Source organism: Spirosoma sp. KCTC 42546 (assembly GCF_006965485.1).
Lineage (GTDB): Bacteria > Bacteroidota > Bacteroidia > Cytophagales > Spirosomataceae > Spirosoma.
Map to the genome: position 1 here is coordinate 6,433,321 of NZ_CP041360.1, position 17,110 is coordinate 6,450,430.

Annotated in this window: 7 protein-coding genes; all 7 read right to left on the reverse strand. The window is 50.3% G+C overall.

Going from position 1 to position 17,110, the window contains the following annotated elements:
* Nucleotides 1-67: 67 nt before the first annotated feature.
* The 7 genes from EXU85_RS26485 to EXU85_RS26515 all read right to left on the reverse strand — a co-directional run bounded on the left by EXU85_RS26485 (nucleotide 68) and on the right by EXU85_RS26515 (nucleotide 17,102).
* Nucleotides 68-1,621 carry a serine/threonine-protein kinase gene (locus EXU85_RS26485; protein WP_142774974.1) on the reverse strand — a complete coding sequence of 518 codons (1,554 nt, stop codon included), beginning with the start codon at nucleotides 1,619-1,621 and terminating at the stop codon, nucleotides 68-70.
* Nucleotides 1,622-1,623: 2 nt separating this feature from the next.
* Entirely contained in the window at nucleotides 1,624-3,072 is a 1,449-nt protein-coding gene (locus EXU85_RS26490) for a PP2C family serine/threonine-protein phosphatase (RefSeq protein WP_142774975.1), read from the reverse strand.
* Nucleotides 3,073-3,262: 190 nt separating this feature from the next.
* Nucleotides 3,263-4,264: an FHA domain-containing protein gene (locus EXU85_RS26495; protein ID WP_142774976.1), complete on the reverse strand. Its 1,002-nt coding sequence runs from the start codon at nucleotides 4,262-4,264 to the stop codon at nucleotides 3,263-3,265.
* A 158-nt stretch (nucleotides 4,265-4,422) separates the two neighbouring features.
* Complete coding sequence (locus tag EXU85_RS26500) at nucleotides 4,423-8,754, reverse strand: T9SS type A sorting domain-containing protein (protein ID WP_142774977.1); 4,332 nt, start codon at nucleotides 8,752-8,754, stop codon at nucleotides 4,423-4,425.
* Nucleotides 8,754-13,046: a T9SS type A sorting domain-containing protein gene (locus tag EXU85_RS26505; RefSeq protein ID WP_168207873.1), complete on the reverse strand. Its 4,293-nt coding sequence runs from the start codon at nucleotides 13,044-13,046 to the stop codon at nucleotides 8,754-8,756. Before EXU85_RS26505 ends, EXU85_RS26500 begins: the two co-directional genes overlap by 1 nt.
* Before the next feature lie 242 nt (nucleotides 13,047-13,288).
* Complete coding sequence (locus tag EXU85_RS26510; protein ID WP_142774979.1) at nucleotides 13,289-15,364, reverse strand: alpha-galactosidase; 2,076 nt, start codon at nucleotides 15,362-15,364, stop codon at nucleotides 13,289-13,291.
* Nucleotides 15,365-15,650: 286 nt separating this feature from the next.
* The gene (locus EXU85_RS26515; protein WP_142774980.1) at nucleotides 15,651-17,102 is read right to left on the reverse strand and encodes a RagB/SusD family nutrient uptake outer membrane protein; all 1,452 of its coding nucleotides are present in this window, start codon (nucleotides 17,100-17,102) and stop codon (nucleotides 15,651-15,653) included.
* Nucleotides 17,103-17,110: the final 8 nt, after the last annotated feature.

Genomic DNA, 17,110 nt, shown 5'->3' on the forward strand with positions numbered 1-17,110 from the left:
TCTGCATTCGTCAACTAGTATTAGATGAAAATTCAAAACAATCTTAATAATCATACTAATCTGCGTTCTATTGTGTTGAATCAGCAGTCATAAGTGAATCCAACGATGGAGCAAACTGATGCTCGACAATTTTGTACGTAAGTTTAGTACCCCGGTCGCTGTTGGGTGCGGTCTCGATTAACGACGATTTTGGCCCGATGTCACGGAAATACACTTTCTCCGATTTATACAGACCTCCGCTTTCCTTGTAATAATTCACCTTAACGGCCACCGACGAAAACGTGACCTGACTCGGGTTCGTCAGTTGAAGTTGTACGTTTTTGATGCCCCCAAATAAACCAACCCGGTAATCGTTTACTTTAACCGTCAGCCCCTCAACGGCGGCAAGAGCCTCCTGCCGGAGTTGTTCCCTTTGTATGGCTTCCTCCGCTTCCCGTTGATGGATGGCAGTCTCTTCGTTCAAATCAGGTCGCCCAGACGTATCGGCATTGGTTATTGGTGTATCGGCAAGCGCCGTAGGATTTCTGGCTTTCTGGTTGAGAATGGCGTAATACAGGCCAATGCCTCCAAGCAACAGGACAACGACAAGCAAAGGCCAGTTTATGCCCGCCCGTGTGGGTTTACGGGGACCTCGGCTCGGTACAGACGTAACCACGGGTGCCTCCTCCGGAACAGCGTTTACAACCTCAACCTCGTTTTGTACGGGTTCACTGATTACTACGGCCTTCATTGGTTCTGGAGTTGAAGGCCGTGTAGAGGTGGCACGATTAGCCTGCAAATAGTTCAGTTCGGCCTGTTTGAGCAACCAGGTTAACTCATCCGGATCGCTGAGTCGGTCAGCGGCTTTCTTTTGCAATAAGCCCTGAAGCAACTCGGCGAACGCGCTAAGGTACTGTTCGGTGGTGGTGATCGTCAGCGCGGGTGGGGCTTCCGTCAGCACTTTATTCATGAAGGTTACGATGCCGGTATGGTCGTCTAACGTAAAGGGTACGCTTCCATGCAGGCATTCATACAGGACCACCCCCAGCGAGTAATAATCCGTTGCGACGCCCACGCCTTTCGGATCGTTGAACTGCTCGGGCGATGCATATTCGTAGGTCATCAATGATTGGCCCGTCATCGTATTCGAATGCTCGTGCAGGCGCGCCACACCGAAATCAGTCAATAGAAAGTGGAGTTCACCACTGGGCAAGGGCCGGAAGAGAATATTCTCGGGCTTAATATCGCGGTGAACGATGCCCTGCGGGTGAATCGCCTTAAACGCACTGGCCATTTGCAGGCCCAGGCGAATGGTAGTTGGCACGTCAAGCTGGCCCTGCCCGGCAATGAGCTGGTGCAGGTTGCCGCCCTCAATCAGCTCCATGACAACATAGGGCAATTCAGCCTCCAGTTGTACCTCCCGCACCTTCACCACATTGGGATGAGCAATGCTGGTCATGATAGCCGATTCCCGCTGAAACCGCCGGAGGGTTTCGGCATCGGTGTTGAGGGCAAAATGCTTTATCGCCACCAGATCGCCCGTTGCCAGATGACGTGCCTTGAGAATGCGCGCGTTACTGCGACCCAATTCACTCAGCACTTCGTAACCCGGAAACCGCGTGTCAAATCGAATCGTGGACATTACTAGTGTAGTGTTTTTTTGGTTGAATCAGGCTGCTTTTGTACCGAAATCGTAACAACGGCGTTGCGGAAGGTATCCTGCCGAACAGTCGCGTTAATGGGCAGCCCCACGTTTGTAAAGTACACGTTCGAGAGCTGTACCTTCGTATCCCGGGTTGTCTCGATACCCGTCCGGAACCCATTGATCACGATATTTTCCAGCTGCACAGTGCCTGATCGGGTAATTTGAAACGCTACGGATGCCTGTGCCGAATCGGCGGGCATCAGGACCGTCAGCCGGGCATTGCCCAGGACACGTTGCAGCGAATCGGTGAATAGCAATGGCCTGGTAAGCCGGAACGTATCGGCGGGCAACACCAGCCGGTGGTCTTTACTTCGGTAGGCGATTTGTAGCAATGAATCGAGTTTGGAAAGCGTTTCCGTTACTGCCGATGTCGCATTAGGTTGGCTACTGATGGGCAGGCTATCAACCACGGACCTGTCGGATTGGCTGGCTGGTTGATATTGATACCACACAATTGCCGCAATCAACCCGATGGCTACCACACCAAACAGCGCCCATAATCCAGTCGAACTACGCTTAACCGGTTTTGTTGCAACCGACGCTGTTTTGTTGGCCTCAGACGTAACGGGAACGGCGGGCAGTTTCGGCGCGGGTGCCTTTTCGGGGCTGGCAGATGTGATCGACTGGTCGGGGGCTGGCGCGTTGTTTCGGGCGAGCACGACGGTAATATTATCGTTGCCCCCCTGTTCATTAGCCAGTCGAATCAAGGCGGTTATCTGGTCATCAAGGCTTATTTTTTGATCCAGAATCGCTTTGATCTGCGCCTGCGTGATCATATCCGTCAGGCCGTCACTACAGAGCAGCAACTGATCGCCCGGTAGAAAATCGGTCTCCCCCGACTCCAGAAAATCAGGATCATCGACCCGGTGTTCTGTGGAGCCAACATCCCGCAAAATTTCGTTCCGGCGCGGGTGTTGCATGGCTTCGGCCTCGGTTAGTTCCTGGGCATCTTCCCGAACACCAACCAGCGAGTGATCGTAGGTAAGTTTTTCGAGAACTCCCTGCCGATACCGATACAAACGGGTATCGCCTACATGAACGAAATACAACTTCCCCGACTGGCTATCTGCAACAGCGGTGGTCAGAACGCAACACATCTGCGCTAATCGCAACTCCTGCTGCCGCTGCGTATTGATTTGATTATTGGCGAACACGACCGCTTCGCGTAACATCGACAAGGGGTTGCCGTTGGGCGTGGCCATGTATTGCTCGATCGACTCCTTCGCAATAGCCGCAGCCCGGTCGCCACCGGCATAACCGCCAACGCCATCGATCACCGCCAGCAACGCGCTGCTCTCTGCCCAAATCGTTGAGCAGACAAAGGTGTCCTGATTATCCTTTCGGCGCTGACCCACATCGGTCTGACCGGCAATTAGTAATGAATTCATTCAGTTCTTTTTGACAGGATTAACAGGATGTACAGGATTGGCTTTGTCACAGAAAATCCTGTACATCCGACACGTCGGCCCGTCTGTTAATTCTGTCTACTATATTATCGAGGTAAATCCTGAAAATGTTTCAAGACCATAAACACGACGAACAGGAATAGTACGAAAACAAGGAGCGCATCGATCATGGCTAGGCAGTCCGTTGAAAGTGTAGCGTAACCATACTATTGAGCAGAATCTGGGCCTTGTCGGGTAAGGTATACCACTGCGGACTGGCGGGTTCACTACGGGGAATAAGCTGTTCATTCACGCGGGTTTCATTTCGGCTGAATGACGCGAGTTGAAAGCTCTCCGTTGCATCGTCATACCGAATGCGGGCGTGTGGGTTCGAAACGTAGGCCGACTCCAGAAGCAGGTAATTTGGGAAATGCTGATTATCGGCTTCTTTCCGCGCCACCACAATCTCCCGGTCGCGCATCAGGTACGAATCCTCTCTGTTTAACTCGGCAATGTAATAGTTGATCTCGGCCAGTCCGGCGGCAAGGCTACGCGGTAAAACCGTCGCGTTTCGGGTGGCGGAGCCCGGCATGGGTGGCCGTTCGCTCAGGGCGGGCGACGAATCAAATTTAAACTTTACCACAAACGCACCCGGCTCACGGAAGTCGATATGCTGAAACATGTTCAGGTCAACATCTACTTTTTCATAGCGGTTGGTTTGCTTTACCCGGCGGGTTACGTGTAGTTTATCCGGCGACTGGCGCTGTTCATTGCCAGGCAGAATACCCGTCAGGGCACCCACAACGTAGACATCTGTCGGGCTGACGTCTTCTCCACCAAACTCCCGGCCACCGCCAAACTTAACGAACCAGCTTGAGGCCACCGGCGCTACCCGTTCATACTGCCCTTTCTGCGACTCGATAATGGCTTTAAAGGATTTCACGGCTTCATCGACAATAACCGGAAAGGCATTCTGGCGCTCCTCGTAGGTGTCCGGATGCAGGATAACCAGAAAGTGCGCATTGAACAGCATACTTGTCCCAACCGATTCCCGATGGATGGAGTCCTCGAAGGAAGCCACCAACTCATCCAGAATCCGTTTGTTGGTCACCGTAGCCACAGGGCGGGTTTGAGGTTGGCTGGCGGGTACCAGTAAATTGCCTAATTTATGAAGCCAGTTGGGCTGATCGGCCATGAGAGAACGTGACTAGGTGGTTGCTACACCCTTAAACGATAAATTTCAGCGTTTTCTTTTGGCCGTCGTTAAGTTGTGAGCAACTGAGCCTGTTTATTAACTCAACAGACACTAACGAACTCAGGAAAGGCTTTTTTTTATTGTGTTGCCCGTGCATATCATTGTTTCACAATGCGGCTTTCCCAAACTCCCTTGTCCGTTTCACATCGAATCAGGTAAACTCCGGCAGGCCAGGATTGCGTAGTTAATTCAAGGTTGCCGGTGGCCTGGGGTGGTCCAGCTACACGCATGACAACAACGCCTTGCATAGTAATCACCTGTACGGTTCGCATCTGAATGGATTGATCGTACCGAATGTTTAAAACAGACGCTACCGGATTGGGCATCAACTGTATTGCTGGTTCAGTAGCTGGCTGGCTAAGGGCGGTTAGTAAGCCAACTTGAACAGATGCTGGCGTGCCAAGAGTACCTATTCCACAGGAATTCGAAACACTTACCAGGCGATAGGTGGTAAAGCGATTTGGAAATACATTGTGGATGAGAGGGCTACGACTGGTTGCTAAATAAACTGTTTGTAAGGAATCAGTTAGTCTTATGGACCAGGGAGCGCTTCCCGTCAGATTAATAGTCAGACTAACAGGCTTACCAGACTCGAAATAAGGAGGGCCACTCAGCGTTGCTCCCGCTGGGGAACGAACTGCAATAGGAAAAGGACTGGCTGAGCTTACTACATTTGTTTCGAGTACCCGAACACGTAGCCGGTACGTGTTGCCGGATGGCGTATTCAGGGGAATCGTTGCGGTTAAGGAACTGGCCTCACCAACGGTTGGTATATCCTGAAATGATAAACCCAGGGGATCTGACAACTGAACACGATAAGTTTGTGATCCTCCGCTTGATCCGCGAATAGTAAGTGGCACACGCACCTTCTCGCCGGCACAAATGCTCGTCAGAAAAAATCCAGCCAGGGATAGAGTAACTGAGCTAGGTGGCAATACATCTACAATTGCACTACCGGATACTTGTCCGCTTCCGCAGGCGTTTTGCACTGATTTCAGCGTAAACGTAGTTGACTGACTGGGTTGAACCACAATATTTATGTCACCCTCCTCAGTCGAGTTGCCAGTCTGCCCAGTCGATAATTCGTATTGATAAGGGCCTCCACCTGACAAGTTTAGTCGGATATAGGTTACCTCACCACTATTAATGATTGTATTACCCTGTAAACTAGCCACTGCGGGTTGCACAATCCGAATTGATTCAACATTACTAAACACATTATCCGGGCGCGTACTAATCACTTTGATGTAGTATGGGGTTCCGGCCAATAAATCCGCCGGGAGCCTAACCTGTAGCGGGCCAGTTATTGAGTCGAAGCGAGCCAGTTCACGGTCATCCGATTTTAGGGCTGCCTCAGAAGAGGTACTCAACAGGATGCGTAGCTGATTGCCAGAGTCAAAATCGCCGGAGCTAACTGCCGTTAGCGACAGTAGATTACCGGGACAAATACCCGTTGTATACGTATTAACGATCCGCAGGTTGATTTTTGCTTTGACCGTTACGGTTACCTGCCCGGCCGATGTTCCATAGCCACATTGATTAAACGCCGTTCGTAGGCTATAGGTCGTTTTATGTTGGGGTGTTACGCCGATTGATCGAACGGTTTCATCACTATCGTTATCATTGGAAAACTGCTGATCCACTTCGCTATCTCCCTCACTAGCATACGAACGATTGTCTATATAAGCAAAAAAAGGCGCACTTCCTTTGGCCCCAATTCTCAGTTGAACAGCACCTTGAGCTGGATCATACACAGTTTCGCCAGCGGCTGATAAGGTAACCGCCACGGTTCGACGCATATACACCTGCACCGGCGCTACCCCGCCAACTACATCCTTGTTTTTAGACACAACCCGGATGTAGTACGAATTATTGGGCATTGAGCTACCACCGAGTCGGATATTGGAATGTTGAAGCGTATCGGGTAAGCGGACAAGCAACTCGCCCGGATAAGGGGATGGCAGCGAAGGAATATCATAAAAACCACCGGTTCGTCTACGGCTTATCTGAACTGAAAACGCGGCATCTGCTGGCGCGTTCCCCTTCGTTGTAAAGGGCACATTTAGGAGGCTGCCCGCACACAGGACGCCAAGGTCCTTTAAATTTGTCGTGATGCTGAAGGGTCGAACAAACAGCGTATCCGTTGATCGGATAGTGCCAGCACCACAACCATTTTGAACCGACTCCAGGTAGTAGTTGCCAGGTGCGGAAATCTCTATATTGGGAAAGTTGTTGTTTTCATAACGAAAGATCTTCCGAAAATCTCTTCCATTGGTAAAAGTTATGTCAAAAGGTTGGCCACCTGAAACGCCCAGATTCATAGGATATTCAATCTGCTCGTAAAGCAGGGGAACAGTTCTCCCATTTGGGTAGTAGGACGCAACAGCTGGCTTTTGCACCGAAAACCGTTCCGGTTCACTTACTGCCAGTGGGTCGGTGGTCACGATCCGAATAAATGTTTCGGGAAGCGCATCCTTGCCCAGGGTTATCTGTATAGGGCTTTGAGAACCTGAGCCAATCGTCTGCTGTACAACAAACCGACTGGTCATGTAATCGAACGTACCCAACTCAACTGAATAGACTGTTGCTGCCGTTGATGTACCGGTTACATCAAATGCAATACTGGCACTGGTTCCAACGCATCCCGATTTGGGATTGGAATCGCTGAGTCGGATGCGAAGCGGGTTCGGATTATCGTACTGAATGGGCTGTTGACTGACAACACCTATACCACAAACGTTGGACATGCTTAAGACACTGAAGGTGGATGTTGGATAACCTTTCAGCGGCAGGATATACCCAAATGCACTCGCTGGTGGCATGGCAATATCAGTTCGTCCGTCGTTCAGTCTGAACGTAACGGGAATGGTTCCGCTAAAAACCAGCCGCAGTGATTTCTGACCGTTCGACTCATCGATCTGAAACGTCGTCAGCCGAGGAGCCGTCTGAACCGAAAGCGTATTCCAATCAGAAGGTGATAACAGATCAGTGCCTTCAATACGAAATTTAGTTTGGCCCGATATAATCGTTGGTATCACAAGGCGTAATACTCCGGCTGAAAGTGAGGCTGGAACCAACAGCGTATCTAATCGGTAAGGCCATTCCTGCTGCCCATAGGCTATTCGCACTGAAAGGCGATTGGTTGCCGGTATCGTACCCCCAATTGTTACGGGCACTTGCCATTCTGTACCTGCACAAGCGGTTAAATTATCCGGCGAACTGATTTTCAGCCCTGGCCCTACCTGCACCGTAACCGCTCCCGTTGCAGGCCCGCTGCCACAACCAGTTGAAAACGATTGGACTCGGTACGTGGTGGTCTGCATAGGTGAAACGGTATACGAAAACCGGTTCTCAATGACCTCATTCGGATTATATAGGTAATCCCATTGCTGCTGATCCAACACGGTCCCATCGCTTAATGTAATCGCAATGGGATCTTTACCGGTTGCCACCATTGGCAATTCTGCCGTGGCCCCCCACATGATGTTAATGGTGCTGTTTGTGAGCTGAATAGCTGGCTTTCTGCGTACCACCACGAAGCCATTCAACCGACTGACCACGTTAGGTTTATCTGCGATAACGGTGAGATAATAATAGTCAGATGGAGGTATCGATTCTGGCATTACGGCCGTCAGCCCATTGGGTGTCGCTTCGGCCGGAAACTGGGCGGCCAAACTATCCTGATACGTACGCACCTGAATGGTAAAATGGTTACCCGTTTCAAACGATCCGCTGGTCGAATACGCGATATTGAATTGACTACCCGCGCATACCTGGGCGGGTAGCACCGACAGCAGCCGAAGTCCAACCGGGCTAACGCGCACAGCCGCTGCTCCGCTGCCAATGCCATTACCACACGCCTCTGTCGTAACCGAAGCAATGGTGTAGGTAGTACTCTGGGCTGCTCGGACTAAATAGTTGCGGGTAGTTTTCGGAGGAACATAGTTAAGCCAACTAAGTGGAATAATTGTGCCATCGTTCAAGGTGATTTTAGCATCAGCGGGTCCACTGTACGTGTATTCAATGGGTATTGGCTCAAACGGCCCTACTACGTCTTTCTGAACGGCCCGGATGCTGGCCGTTGGCCTTGGGGCTATCAGGAAGGGCTGACTGAGAGGAGAGGTCAACGCCGGATTCGACGAACGGAGCGTCATTCGGTACTCACCGGGTGGAATGTCATCTGGATATCGCAACTGAAGCCCGAAATCGGAAACCGCCGTAGCGGATAGTTCCCGGCTAACGATACCATTGGTGCTTTCTAGTTTGATGACAAACTGATTATCGGAAGCAAATTTAACGCCATTGGCCCCAAAATCGGCGGACACCAATGCGCCTGGACAGTTGCTCCGTCTCGGATTTATGTAAATCGACTGAGCATAGCCATTGCTAATCGACAGAAGGCTAAAAAAGGCCAATAAAAATCTAACCATCAGTATTTTATCAGGCGATACGTCAATGTTGTTTGATTAACATTAACCCGAAGAAAATACATACCAACGGGTAAATCATGAACGGGCAGCGAGGCTGCTTTAGCGGGCTGGTACGTTTTACGGCGAATAAGCCGACCATCTGTAGACCAAAGCTCAATTTCCAGTGGCACTATAGGTAAGTTTTCGATAAAAATGTCCTCACTTACCGGATTAGGGAAAACCTGAATGGAAAGTCCGGTGGGTTCTATAGCGGTTATCAGCTCTAACCGTACAATACCAGTACCCTGGATGAGGCCAGGGCCGCAGTCATTCTTAACGCCCAATAGCCTAAACGTGGCGGGCAATGAACCAGCTGGCAGGCTTACAATTGTTACAGGCTCAGTGACCTGCCAAATTCTGGTAGCGCTCCCATCCTGCCCCAGCGTTACCGAAACCGGTACAGAGCCGGTCACACTAAGCGTGAGATTGGCAGGTTTACCGGGAGCGGTGAACGGCGGCCCTAGAATTGATCCTGTTGTTTTTTCCAGAATCGTTACCGGCGACAGCATTACGGAACTGGCAACTGTCGGATCAGAATTCGTAACCCGGAAGCGATAATTAATACCAGTCGGTAAACCCATAGGCAACACGGCTCGCAATGGGCTGGTCTGGCCAATCGTGGGCACAGGAGCGTATTGATCACCGTTTCGGTCGGAAAGCTGGACTGTCAGCGTACTGGTAGCGATTCCCGCTGCCGTATAGTCAATCAGTACCGTATCGCCCCCGCACAGCCTACCGCTTACCCGGTCCGTTGTAATGAACCTGGAGCTTGTCGGGTTGACCGAAATCGTTAGTGAACCGCTAACGAAACCAGCACCACACACATTACTGGCAGAAGCAAGCCTGTATGTACCACTCTGGCTGGGTGTTAATTCAATGACGGGTGCTCCTGTTTGCCACATACCAACAGACCCGTTAGACAGACTGTAGTTTATCGGAAACGTTCCGCTAACCACTGGTTTGATAACAAGTTTCTGACCAGCATTGATCACAAGATTACCCGTCAGTTGGGCCGTTACAGGAGCGGCTATGCGTAGGGGTACCGATGTGCTCAGTTGAGGGTCAGCCGACCGAAGCCGCAAAGTATAATCACCCGGCAATAAATCTGTGGGCAGTGTAAGCGAGAGCGTTTCCTCACGGGCGGTTGTACGGCTTAGTTCCCGACTGGAATTATCCGCGCTAACGAGTTCGGCCACAACGTTTATGCCATTACTCCAGTCGCCGGTGGTGTTATAGGCAACGGCCAATGTTTTCCCGGCGCAGGTCAGTTGCTGCAAACCGGGTGTAGGTGTGGTTATGTTGAGCGTTGGCCGTACGGAGACCGTCGCTTCTCCGGATACAGTTCCGTAACCACAGCCATTACGCACAAACGCCAATGAATACGTTGTTTTGTGACGGGGAACCATAATGTACAAGGTTCCATTGGGATCCGTAACACTGTCAAAGTAAGTACCCGAATAGTCTGGTTCATAATTACGAATGCCGTAGGTCGTGAAATTGTCGGCATTGGTTACGCTTACCAGTATGGTTACGGTTGGGTCGGCAACGGGCGAACTGCCTGGCTTGAGGGCGATCGTTGCCGTTGGCGGTTCAAAAACTCGAAAGAAAGGTGATGTCTGACTAATGATGCCCGTCTTCCGACCAACAACACGTACCTGGTAGTTACCATAGGGATTAGCCGTAAATGAATCGGGCAAACGTCCTACCAGCGGGTTACTGGTCGAGGTTAACGATAACGTTTCAAACGGAGCACTGTTTCCCCTGGAAACCTGGAGATCAAAGACTTCGTCGGCCGGTACACTCCCGATTGTAGCGTACGGCACAGAGAGTAGTCCGTTTCGGCAAGTGGCTACCTTTTGCTCCAGCGTTGTTGTGGCATAGTTGCCCGGATTGCTTGGTGTCGTAATATAGAGCCGATACGGTACCACAGTTATCGTTCGTTCATCGGAGAGGGCCGTTGTGCCACAGGCATTCGTAATCGATTTCAGCCGGTAGGTCGTTGTTTTATCGGGTTTAACCGGTATAGCCACCATTCCATCGAGATTAGGCCAACCAGCGTCATAAGCAGTAACCGGGTAGGAGTCTCCGTCAGCCGTCAGCAACGTGTAAGGCCTACCTCCCTTTGCGCCTACTGATAGCGTTGCCGATTCACCGGCAATGATTTCTGTGGAACCTGGAGAGATGGAGGCAGTCGGCTTTTTATGAATCGTTAAAAATACGTCCCGACTGGTCAACGCTACGTTTTCGGCTTCTATCCGCAGGGAATACGTACTTGCTTCTACATCGGGCAGTACGACTGTTATTGGACTTTTCAGGGCCCGGCCAATGACCACAGGTACAACTGAATTGGACCCGTAAATACTATATCCATATAGGGTTACGCGATAGCGAACGGAGTCGGCAATGGCGCCTGTAGTCTGAAAAGGGATTGAAATAGATTCCCCCGCACAGAAGATTCGATCTGGCAGGGCATCCACTAATATCTGTCGATTCTCAGCCTGTTTGATAACCACTTGTTTAGACTTATCTGAAAACCGACGCGTACCACATTTATTACTGACTTCCGTAAGCATATAAGTCGTGCTTTGCGTTGGCATATCGCCAAACACAGCGTAAGGGTAATCACTCGAATTAGGCAATTGATTGGCGGGGAATCGCCATTGTCGACTACCTTCGGCCACACTGATTGTTATGGGCAGGTTACTTTTCGCATCGACCATAATCCGAATTGGCTCCGGTTTGTTAAGGGTTGATGGATACCCTACATCCCACCTATCAGCACCCAGTTGCGTAAACAAGTTGATATTAGCCAGCACGGGTACATAACCAATCGCAAAGCGGCTGGGGCTGATGGTACTAACAATGGCAGGATTCTGCGTTACCACGCGTACATCCGAGCTAACGTAATACGTACCGTCTAATCCTGGCGATACACCAAGCGACTGACTTGTCAGCGTAGCCACTACGGTGTCTTTCTGCAAAACAGCAGGTAAGGAAATCCCTCCAATCTGTACCTGAAACGTAGTCTGCGCCGTAAATTGGGCATTGGTCTGTATGGGAACACGAATAGTCTGGTCAATACAGGGACGCTCATCCGCCAGTTTACCGGCAATGATACCGTTTGTAACCTCCACCCGCACCGTACCTGTAGTTTTTACAGGGCCACAGGCGCCTGTTGCAGAGCGGATAGTGTACGTAGTGGATACACTGGGCTTTACAACTACTTCGTACTGTCCGGTCACTGGCTGATAGGCACCTGGCTTATACTCCAATTGTGTACCCTCACTTAGCGTACACTGCACATTTTGTCCCGTTAATCGAACCACTAATGTTGCGGTTTCTCCAAAGCGAATGGCTTTCACATCCGTTTCCAGTATTGCCGATGGGGTTGGATACACTGAAAGCGCACGGCCACTATAAAGCCCACCTAATGGGCTGCTCACTAAGGCGGGAGATGTTGATACGAGCCGGATATAATTTCCCCAGCCTTCAGGTATACTGGCTGGTAGGGTAATCTCCAGCGGACTCCGATCACCTTTTGTTGGCAAGTCAACGTAGTCACCTTTTTCATTCGTGACCTGTACCGTAAATCGGTTTCCACTGTCAAACGTACCATTGGCACTAAAACCGATCTGCACTGTTGCAGCAGGGCATGGTGCTTCTGGCGCAATGGTGGTTAGCTGTAGACCGAAAGGAGTCACAGTAACGGTTTGCTGACCAAACGTGGTGCCTTCTCCACAGGCGTTTTCAACTTTAGTTACCCGATACGTAGTCGTTTTAGTACCCGGATAGGCAACGAAGGAGGCAGCTTTGTCTTTACTAAGCATCAGACTATCATTGATTGTAACCCGATACGGATTGTAAGCGGTTATATCCGAGCCAAAAAGCTGAATGGGAATCGTAACACTTTCATAGGGCGCAACTGTCAGCGGACGCTCAACAATTCGAGCAGTTGGCTTGCGCTGGGGATAAAAATAGGTACTGGCAATCCCTATCGTTTTCGGGTTCGACGCCAGCACACGTAGCCGATAAGCACCTGGCAGAATTGTGTCTGGTAAGGTAATTTCAAGGGTAGGTGCATTACCCTTCGTCGGAAGATCCTGATAAGTTAGGGCAGTTGCACTACCGCCAATAAGCTGTATAGTGAAGACATTATCGGCGCCATATGTGCCCGTGGTTGTGATTGGTACCTGGATGGCCGTTCCACCACATGTTCCATTATAAGGCGGCTGCACAATATTGACACTGTTCACTTGAGCACAGACTGTAACACGGCTACCAACTAACCATAAAAAAAAGCAAAAACGTCTTAGTAAAAATTTCCCCATACTATTCACATTGTGTGCAGACATAAAAACTGCTAAAACCTATACTACTCAAAAATCACACATAGTACGTATTTTTTCTCCTAAAACGTATATTAAATTACAGAAAGAATATTTATTTATACACCCAAAATATCTCTTAGGGACAAATATAGCACCACTTTCCCTATTCAATTCACCAACTGATAGCGATAAAAACCGTAGCTCAATGCCTTTGGCAGGGTAAATCGCGCATGTCCGGTCGAATCTATTTTCAGCTTAACGGTTTTCCCTTGCCCCATTAGGTGGGTAAACTGATACGTTCCCGGTGGCACATCAGTGAGTTTCAGCCGGGCCGTATTGGATTTGTTTTTCTCCCGGAACACCAGTACATAGCCTGTTGCCTTCTGATCCAGAATGGATTGAAAACCCGTCCAGCTTGTTCCCGACGGCTCATCACCGATCGGAAAAATCTGGCCACTATGCCACTCCTGCCACTGGTTCTTATAGGCTTTAATCAAGTCAGCAATGGCAAACGCTTCGGCAGGCAGGTTTCGAGCCTCCATCCAGGCCAGTGATTGGGCAGGTATGGTACTGGCAAATAGGTAGTCGAAGGAATAGTGCGTCGGACTGAAGTTATCCCCTTTCGGGTAGCGATCCTGATTCCGCCATTTATTCAGAAACTCAATCTGTAACCGCTGGGGTGGTACATACCGGGCCAGCATCCATAAATTTCGCAGCGTGTAATGCGGGTAGTAATTAGCCCAGTCGGTGTAGCGGTTCTCTAAAAACAGGTTGCCGTATTCATAAAAGTAATGATAGCCAAACCGCCGACCAGCCGTTACATCCAGGTTAAATACGGCTTCGCCATGTGTGCTGGCCATAACGGTATCCAGCATTTTCCGGAAATTAATTTCGGCCTGCTTATCGGCAATTCGAACGCCATCAATTTTCCACATGCGGATCCCATACGTATTGTATTGATCGATCATGACCTGGGCATCGCGATCCCAATACTTGAAACTACTATCCACACTCGGGTTAAACCATGTGGATAGGGTAATACCCTGTTTTTTACCCGCTTCCATAATCTGGCTAAAGCCCATCGGGAATTTCTTTGGGTCTGGCAACCAATAGTCGGGTTTGCGCCAGATGTCTTTAAAGCTACCGCCCTGGAAGGCCGAATTGGCACTTTTCCCCTGTTGCCAACCATCGTCGAGCTGAAAATGAGTGATGCCCAGCTTAGCGCCTAATTCCAATTCCCGGAGAACAAATGACTCGTTAATGTTCTTATCCTGGCCCCGGTCGCCCCAGGTATTGAGCAAAATCATTTCATCCCGATTTGGCTTGCGCACCCGCAAATTTTGCTGATAGGTACGTAAAGCAGCCAATTGCCCCTGTTCGCCACCCGAACTAACCCCCAGCACCAGACTATAGCCTCGCACCCACTCATCCGGTCGTAAATCGCCGGGGCCCATTCCAACACCTGCGGCACGAGCCTCGCCAATTTTCAACGAGAAATCGAAGCCCGGATAGGCCAGTTGTACACCCGACACAGGCGCTTCCTTGAGCCAGAACAGACCTGCATCGGTTCCGACTTCGTTCAGAAACAGCAAGTTTCCACGCATCCGTACTTCCTGTCGATACGCTAACCGGCTATATTCCTGAACGAGTGTATTGTTCTGGTCGGTGGCGTCGAAAAACTCGACCGATTTCCCTTTCCAATGTGGCCCCGGCAACGCCAGTCGGTCAATAACAACCGTGTTTGATTCCCCCTCTTTTTGAGCCGCCTGCGATTCGATATTCCGTAAATCATAGGCTTGCTGAACCTGCTCCTGCCAACCCGATGCGCTGCCTTTCAGGTAATAATCGCAGGCAATAGCGGGGCAGTTCGGGTAGATCCGAAAGACGCGCTTCACCCATACGGTACCTAGTGCAACGAGTACTTCAGCTTCCAGATGCGCCGGTGTACTGGGCGTTTCAGCCAGCGTTTTAACCGTGAACTCACCACGTGCCGGATCGCCGGTTTTAGCGGGCAAAGCAAAATCTACGCCCTTGCTGGCCAGCCCCCATGTCTTGCCCGTTCGTTTATCGGTAATGGATAACGAGCTAAGATTCCCGTTATGAAACAGGTACGTTCGCTGGATCAGCGAATTACCCAGAATCAAGGTATCTCCTTTGCGGATGGCCTGACAGTTACTGAGATCAGACTGGCTCTGGCTGGTCAGGCAAATGAACCAGAAGAAAATGAAGAGTAATGGTTTCATAACTACTGTAAATTCGGGATTAACCACGTGCCCCCAACGTTCCTGCTTGGCTTACCGTTCTCCCCGTTCTCGCTTGGCTTGCCGACCGGGCTGGCGTACCAGTGAGGACTATTTTTTAAACGGCCTCTGGCCGGTATTGATTTTCGACAAAAACGGGCCAGAGGCCCTTGAAATGATATCCCTCACTCGGCGAAGCCAAGCGAGAACGGAGACGGGTCAACGCATCAGGCAAATAAAAAGGGAACAGACAGAAGTTGTTCCCTTTTTATTGAATAGAATCTTAGAATTAATACCCTGGGTTTTGCTGAATTTTTGCCTTGTTGATATCAATCTGGCTTTGCGGAATTGGATCGACCAGATTGTTCTCGGTGAGCACGTTCACCAATCGAATTTGATCTTTTTTGCTGTTCAGAACCGGAATAGCGCGATCCGTCCGGACAAGGTCGTACCAGCGTTGACCTTCAAACGCAAACTCAACCCGACGTTCCTGCTCCATAGCTAAGCGGAATGCCTGCTGAGTAGGAATATCGGCCGCCGTTTTACTGGCCAGCCCCGCGCGGTTCCGAATCCTGTTCAGGTTGGCAAGCGCATCGCCAGACGCTTGATAGCCAACTTCGTTCAGGCTTTCCGCGTACATCAGCAGAACGTCGGCATAACGAATGACCGGAATGTTGTTCCCGTTATCGCCATTGGTAGCGGGTGTATCGTAATATTTTTTTACGAAGTTGTAGGGAATCGTCTGGCCGCTGGCGTTCACGTAGGATGTAGCCAGTGAAACAGCTTTCCGCACATCGCCTGCTTCGTACGCATTTACCATATCGGCGCTGGGTTGGTTGTTTCCTCCGCCCCCAAAGGCAATGACTGCATTCCCGGAGTTTTCGGGCGCAAATGAATTAGGCCAGGAATTACCTTCGCCCGATCCACCCGATTTGAACTGCACATCAAACACCGATTCCTTATTGTTTTTGTTGCTCACTTTAAATACATCGGCATAACTCGGCAAAATGTCATAGATGCCCAGGTCGATCACTTCTTTGAGTTTGGCGGCTGCCTGAGCGTATTTCTTTTCGGTCAGGTACACTTTTCCGAGCAGCGCTTTGGCCGCACCCTTTGTGGCGCGCCCAATCTCAGCCGGTGCGTACGAAACGGGCAATACCCCTTCGGCATCGGTCAGGTCTTTCTCAATCTGCGCATACACATCAGCTTTCGGTGATCGCCCATAATCGTAACCTTCATCAGGATTGGAAACGGATTTCAATATCAACGGCACATCGCCGAAGGTGCGCACCAGGTTGAAATATACCAGTGCCCGGAGGAATTTTGTCTCGGCTATGTAGCGATTTTTCAGTGTCTCATCCATCTTGACCCCACCAATTTTGTCCAGAATCGTGTTGAAGCGGGCAATTGCGGTGTAGCTGTCATTCCAGCGTCCGGAAATAAATGGGTTGGTCGTTCGGATATAAAACCGGTCGAACTCATCCTGATCGGTTACGGAGCCGGAAGCCGGTGGCACCGTATTGTCAGAGGCCACATCGCCAAAAACATAGCTGTTTCCAAACACACCACCCGATTGCAGCGACGCATAGGCACCGTTCACGGCATTCTTGAAGTCGTCGGCAGTTTGGTAAAAGTTGTCGGCAGTGGCCGATGAAATTGGTTTTAAGTCCAGAAATTCTTTGCTGCATGAGCTAAGGAACAGACTCACCAACAGGGATATATATACTTTAGATGCTTTCATTGTTTTCG

Excerpts from the sequence above, each read along its gene's own strand:
- EXU85_RS26485 (WP_142774974.1), bottom strand. The coding sequence starts at position 1,621 with ATGTCCACGATTCGATTTGACACGCGGTTTCCGGGTTACGAAGTGCTG.
- EXU85_RS26490 (WP_142774975.1), bottom strand. The coding sequence starts at position 3,072 with ATGAATTCATTACTAATTGCCGGTCAGACCGATGTGGGTCAGCGCCGA.
- EXU85_RS26510 (WP_142774979.1), bottom strand. The coding sequence starts at position 15,364 with ATGAAACCATTACTCTTCATTTTCTTCTGGTTCATTTGCCTGACCAGC.
- EXU85_RS26515 (WP_142774980.1), bottom strand. The coding sequence starts at position 17,102 with ATGAAAGCATCTAAAGTATATATATCCCTGTTGGTGAGTCTGTTCCTT.
- EXU85_RS26495 (WP_142774976.1), bottom strand. The coding sequence starts at position 4,264 with ATGGCCGATCAGCCCAACTGGCTTCATAAATTAGGCAATTTACTGGTA.
- EXU85_RS26500 (WP_142774977.1), bottom strand. The coding sequence starts at position 8,754 with ATGGTTAGATTTTTATTGGCCTTTTTTAGCCTTCTGTCGATTAGCAAT.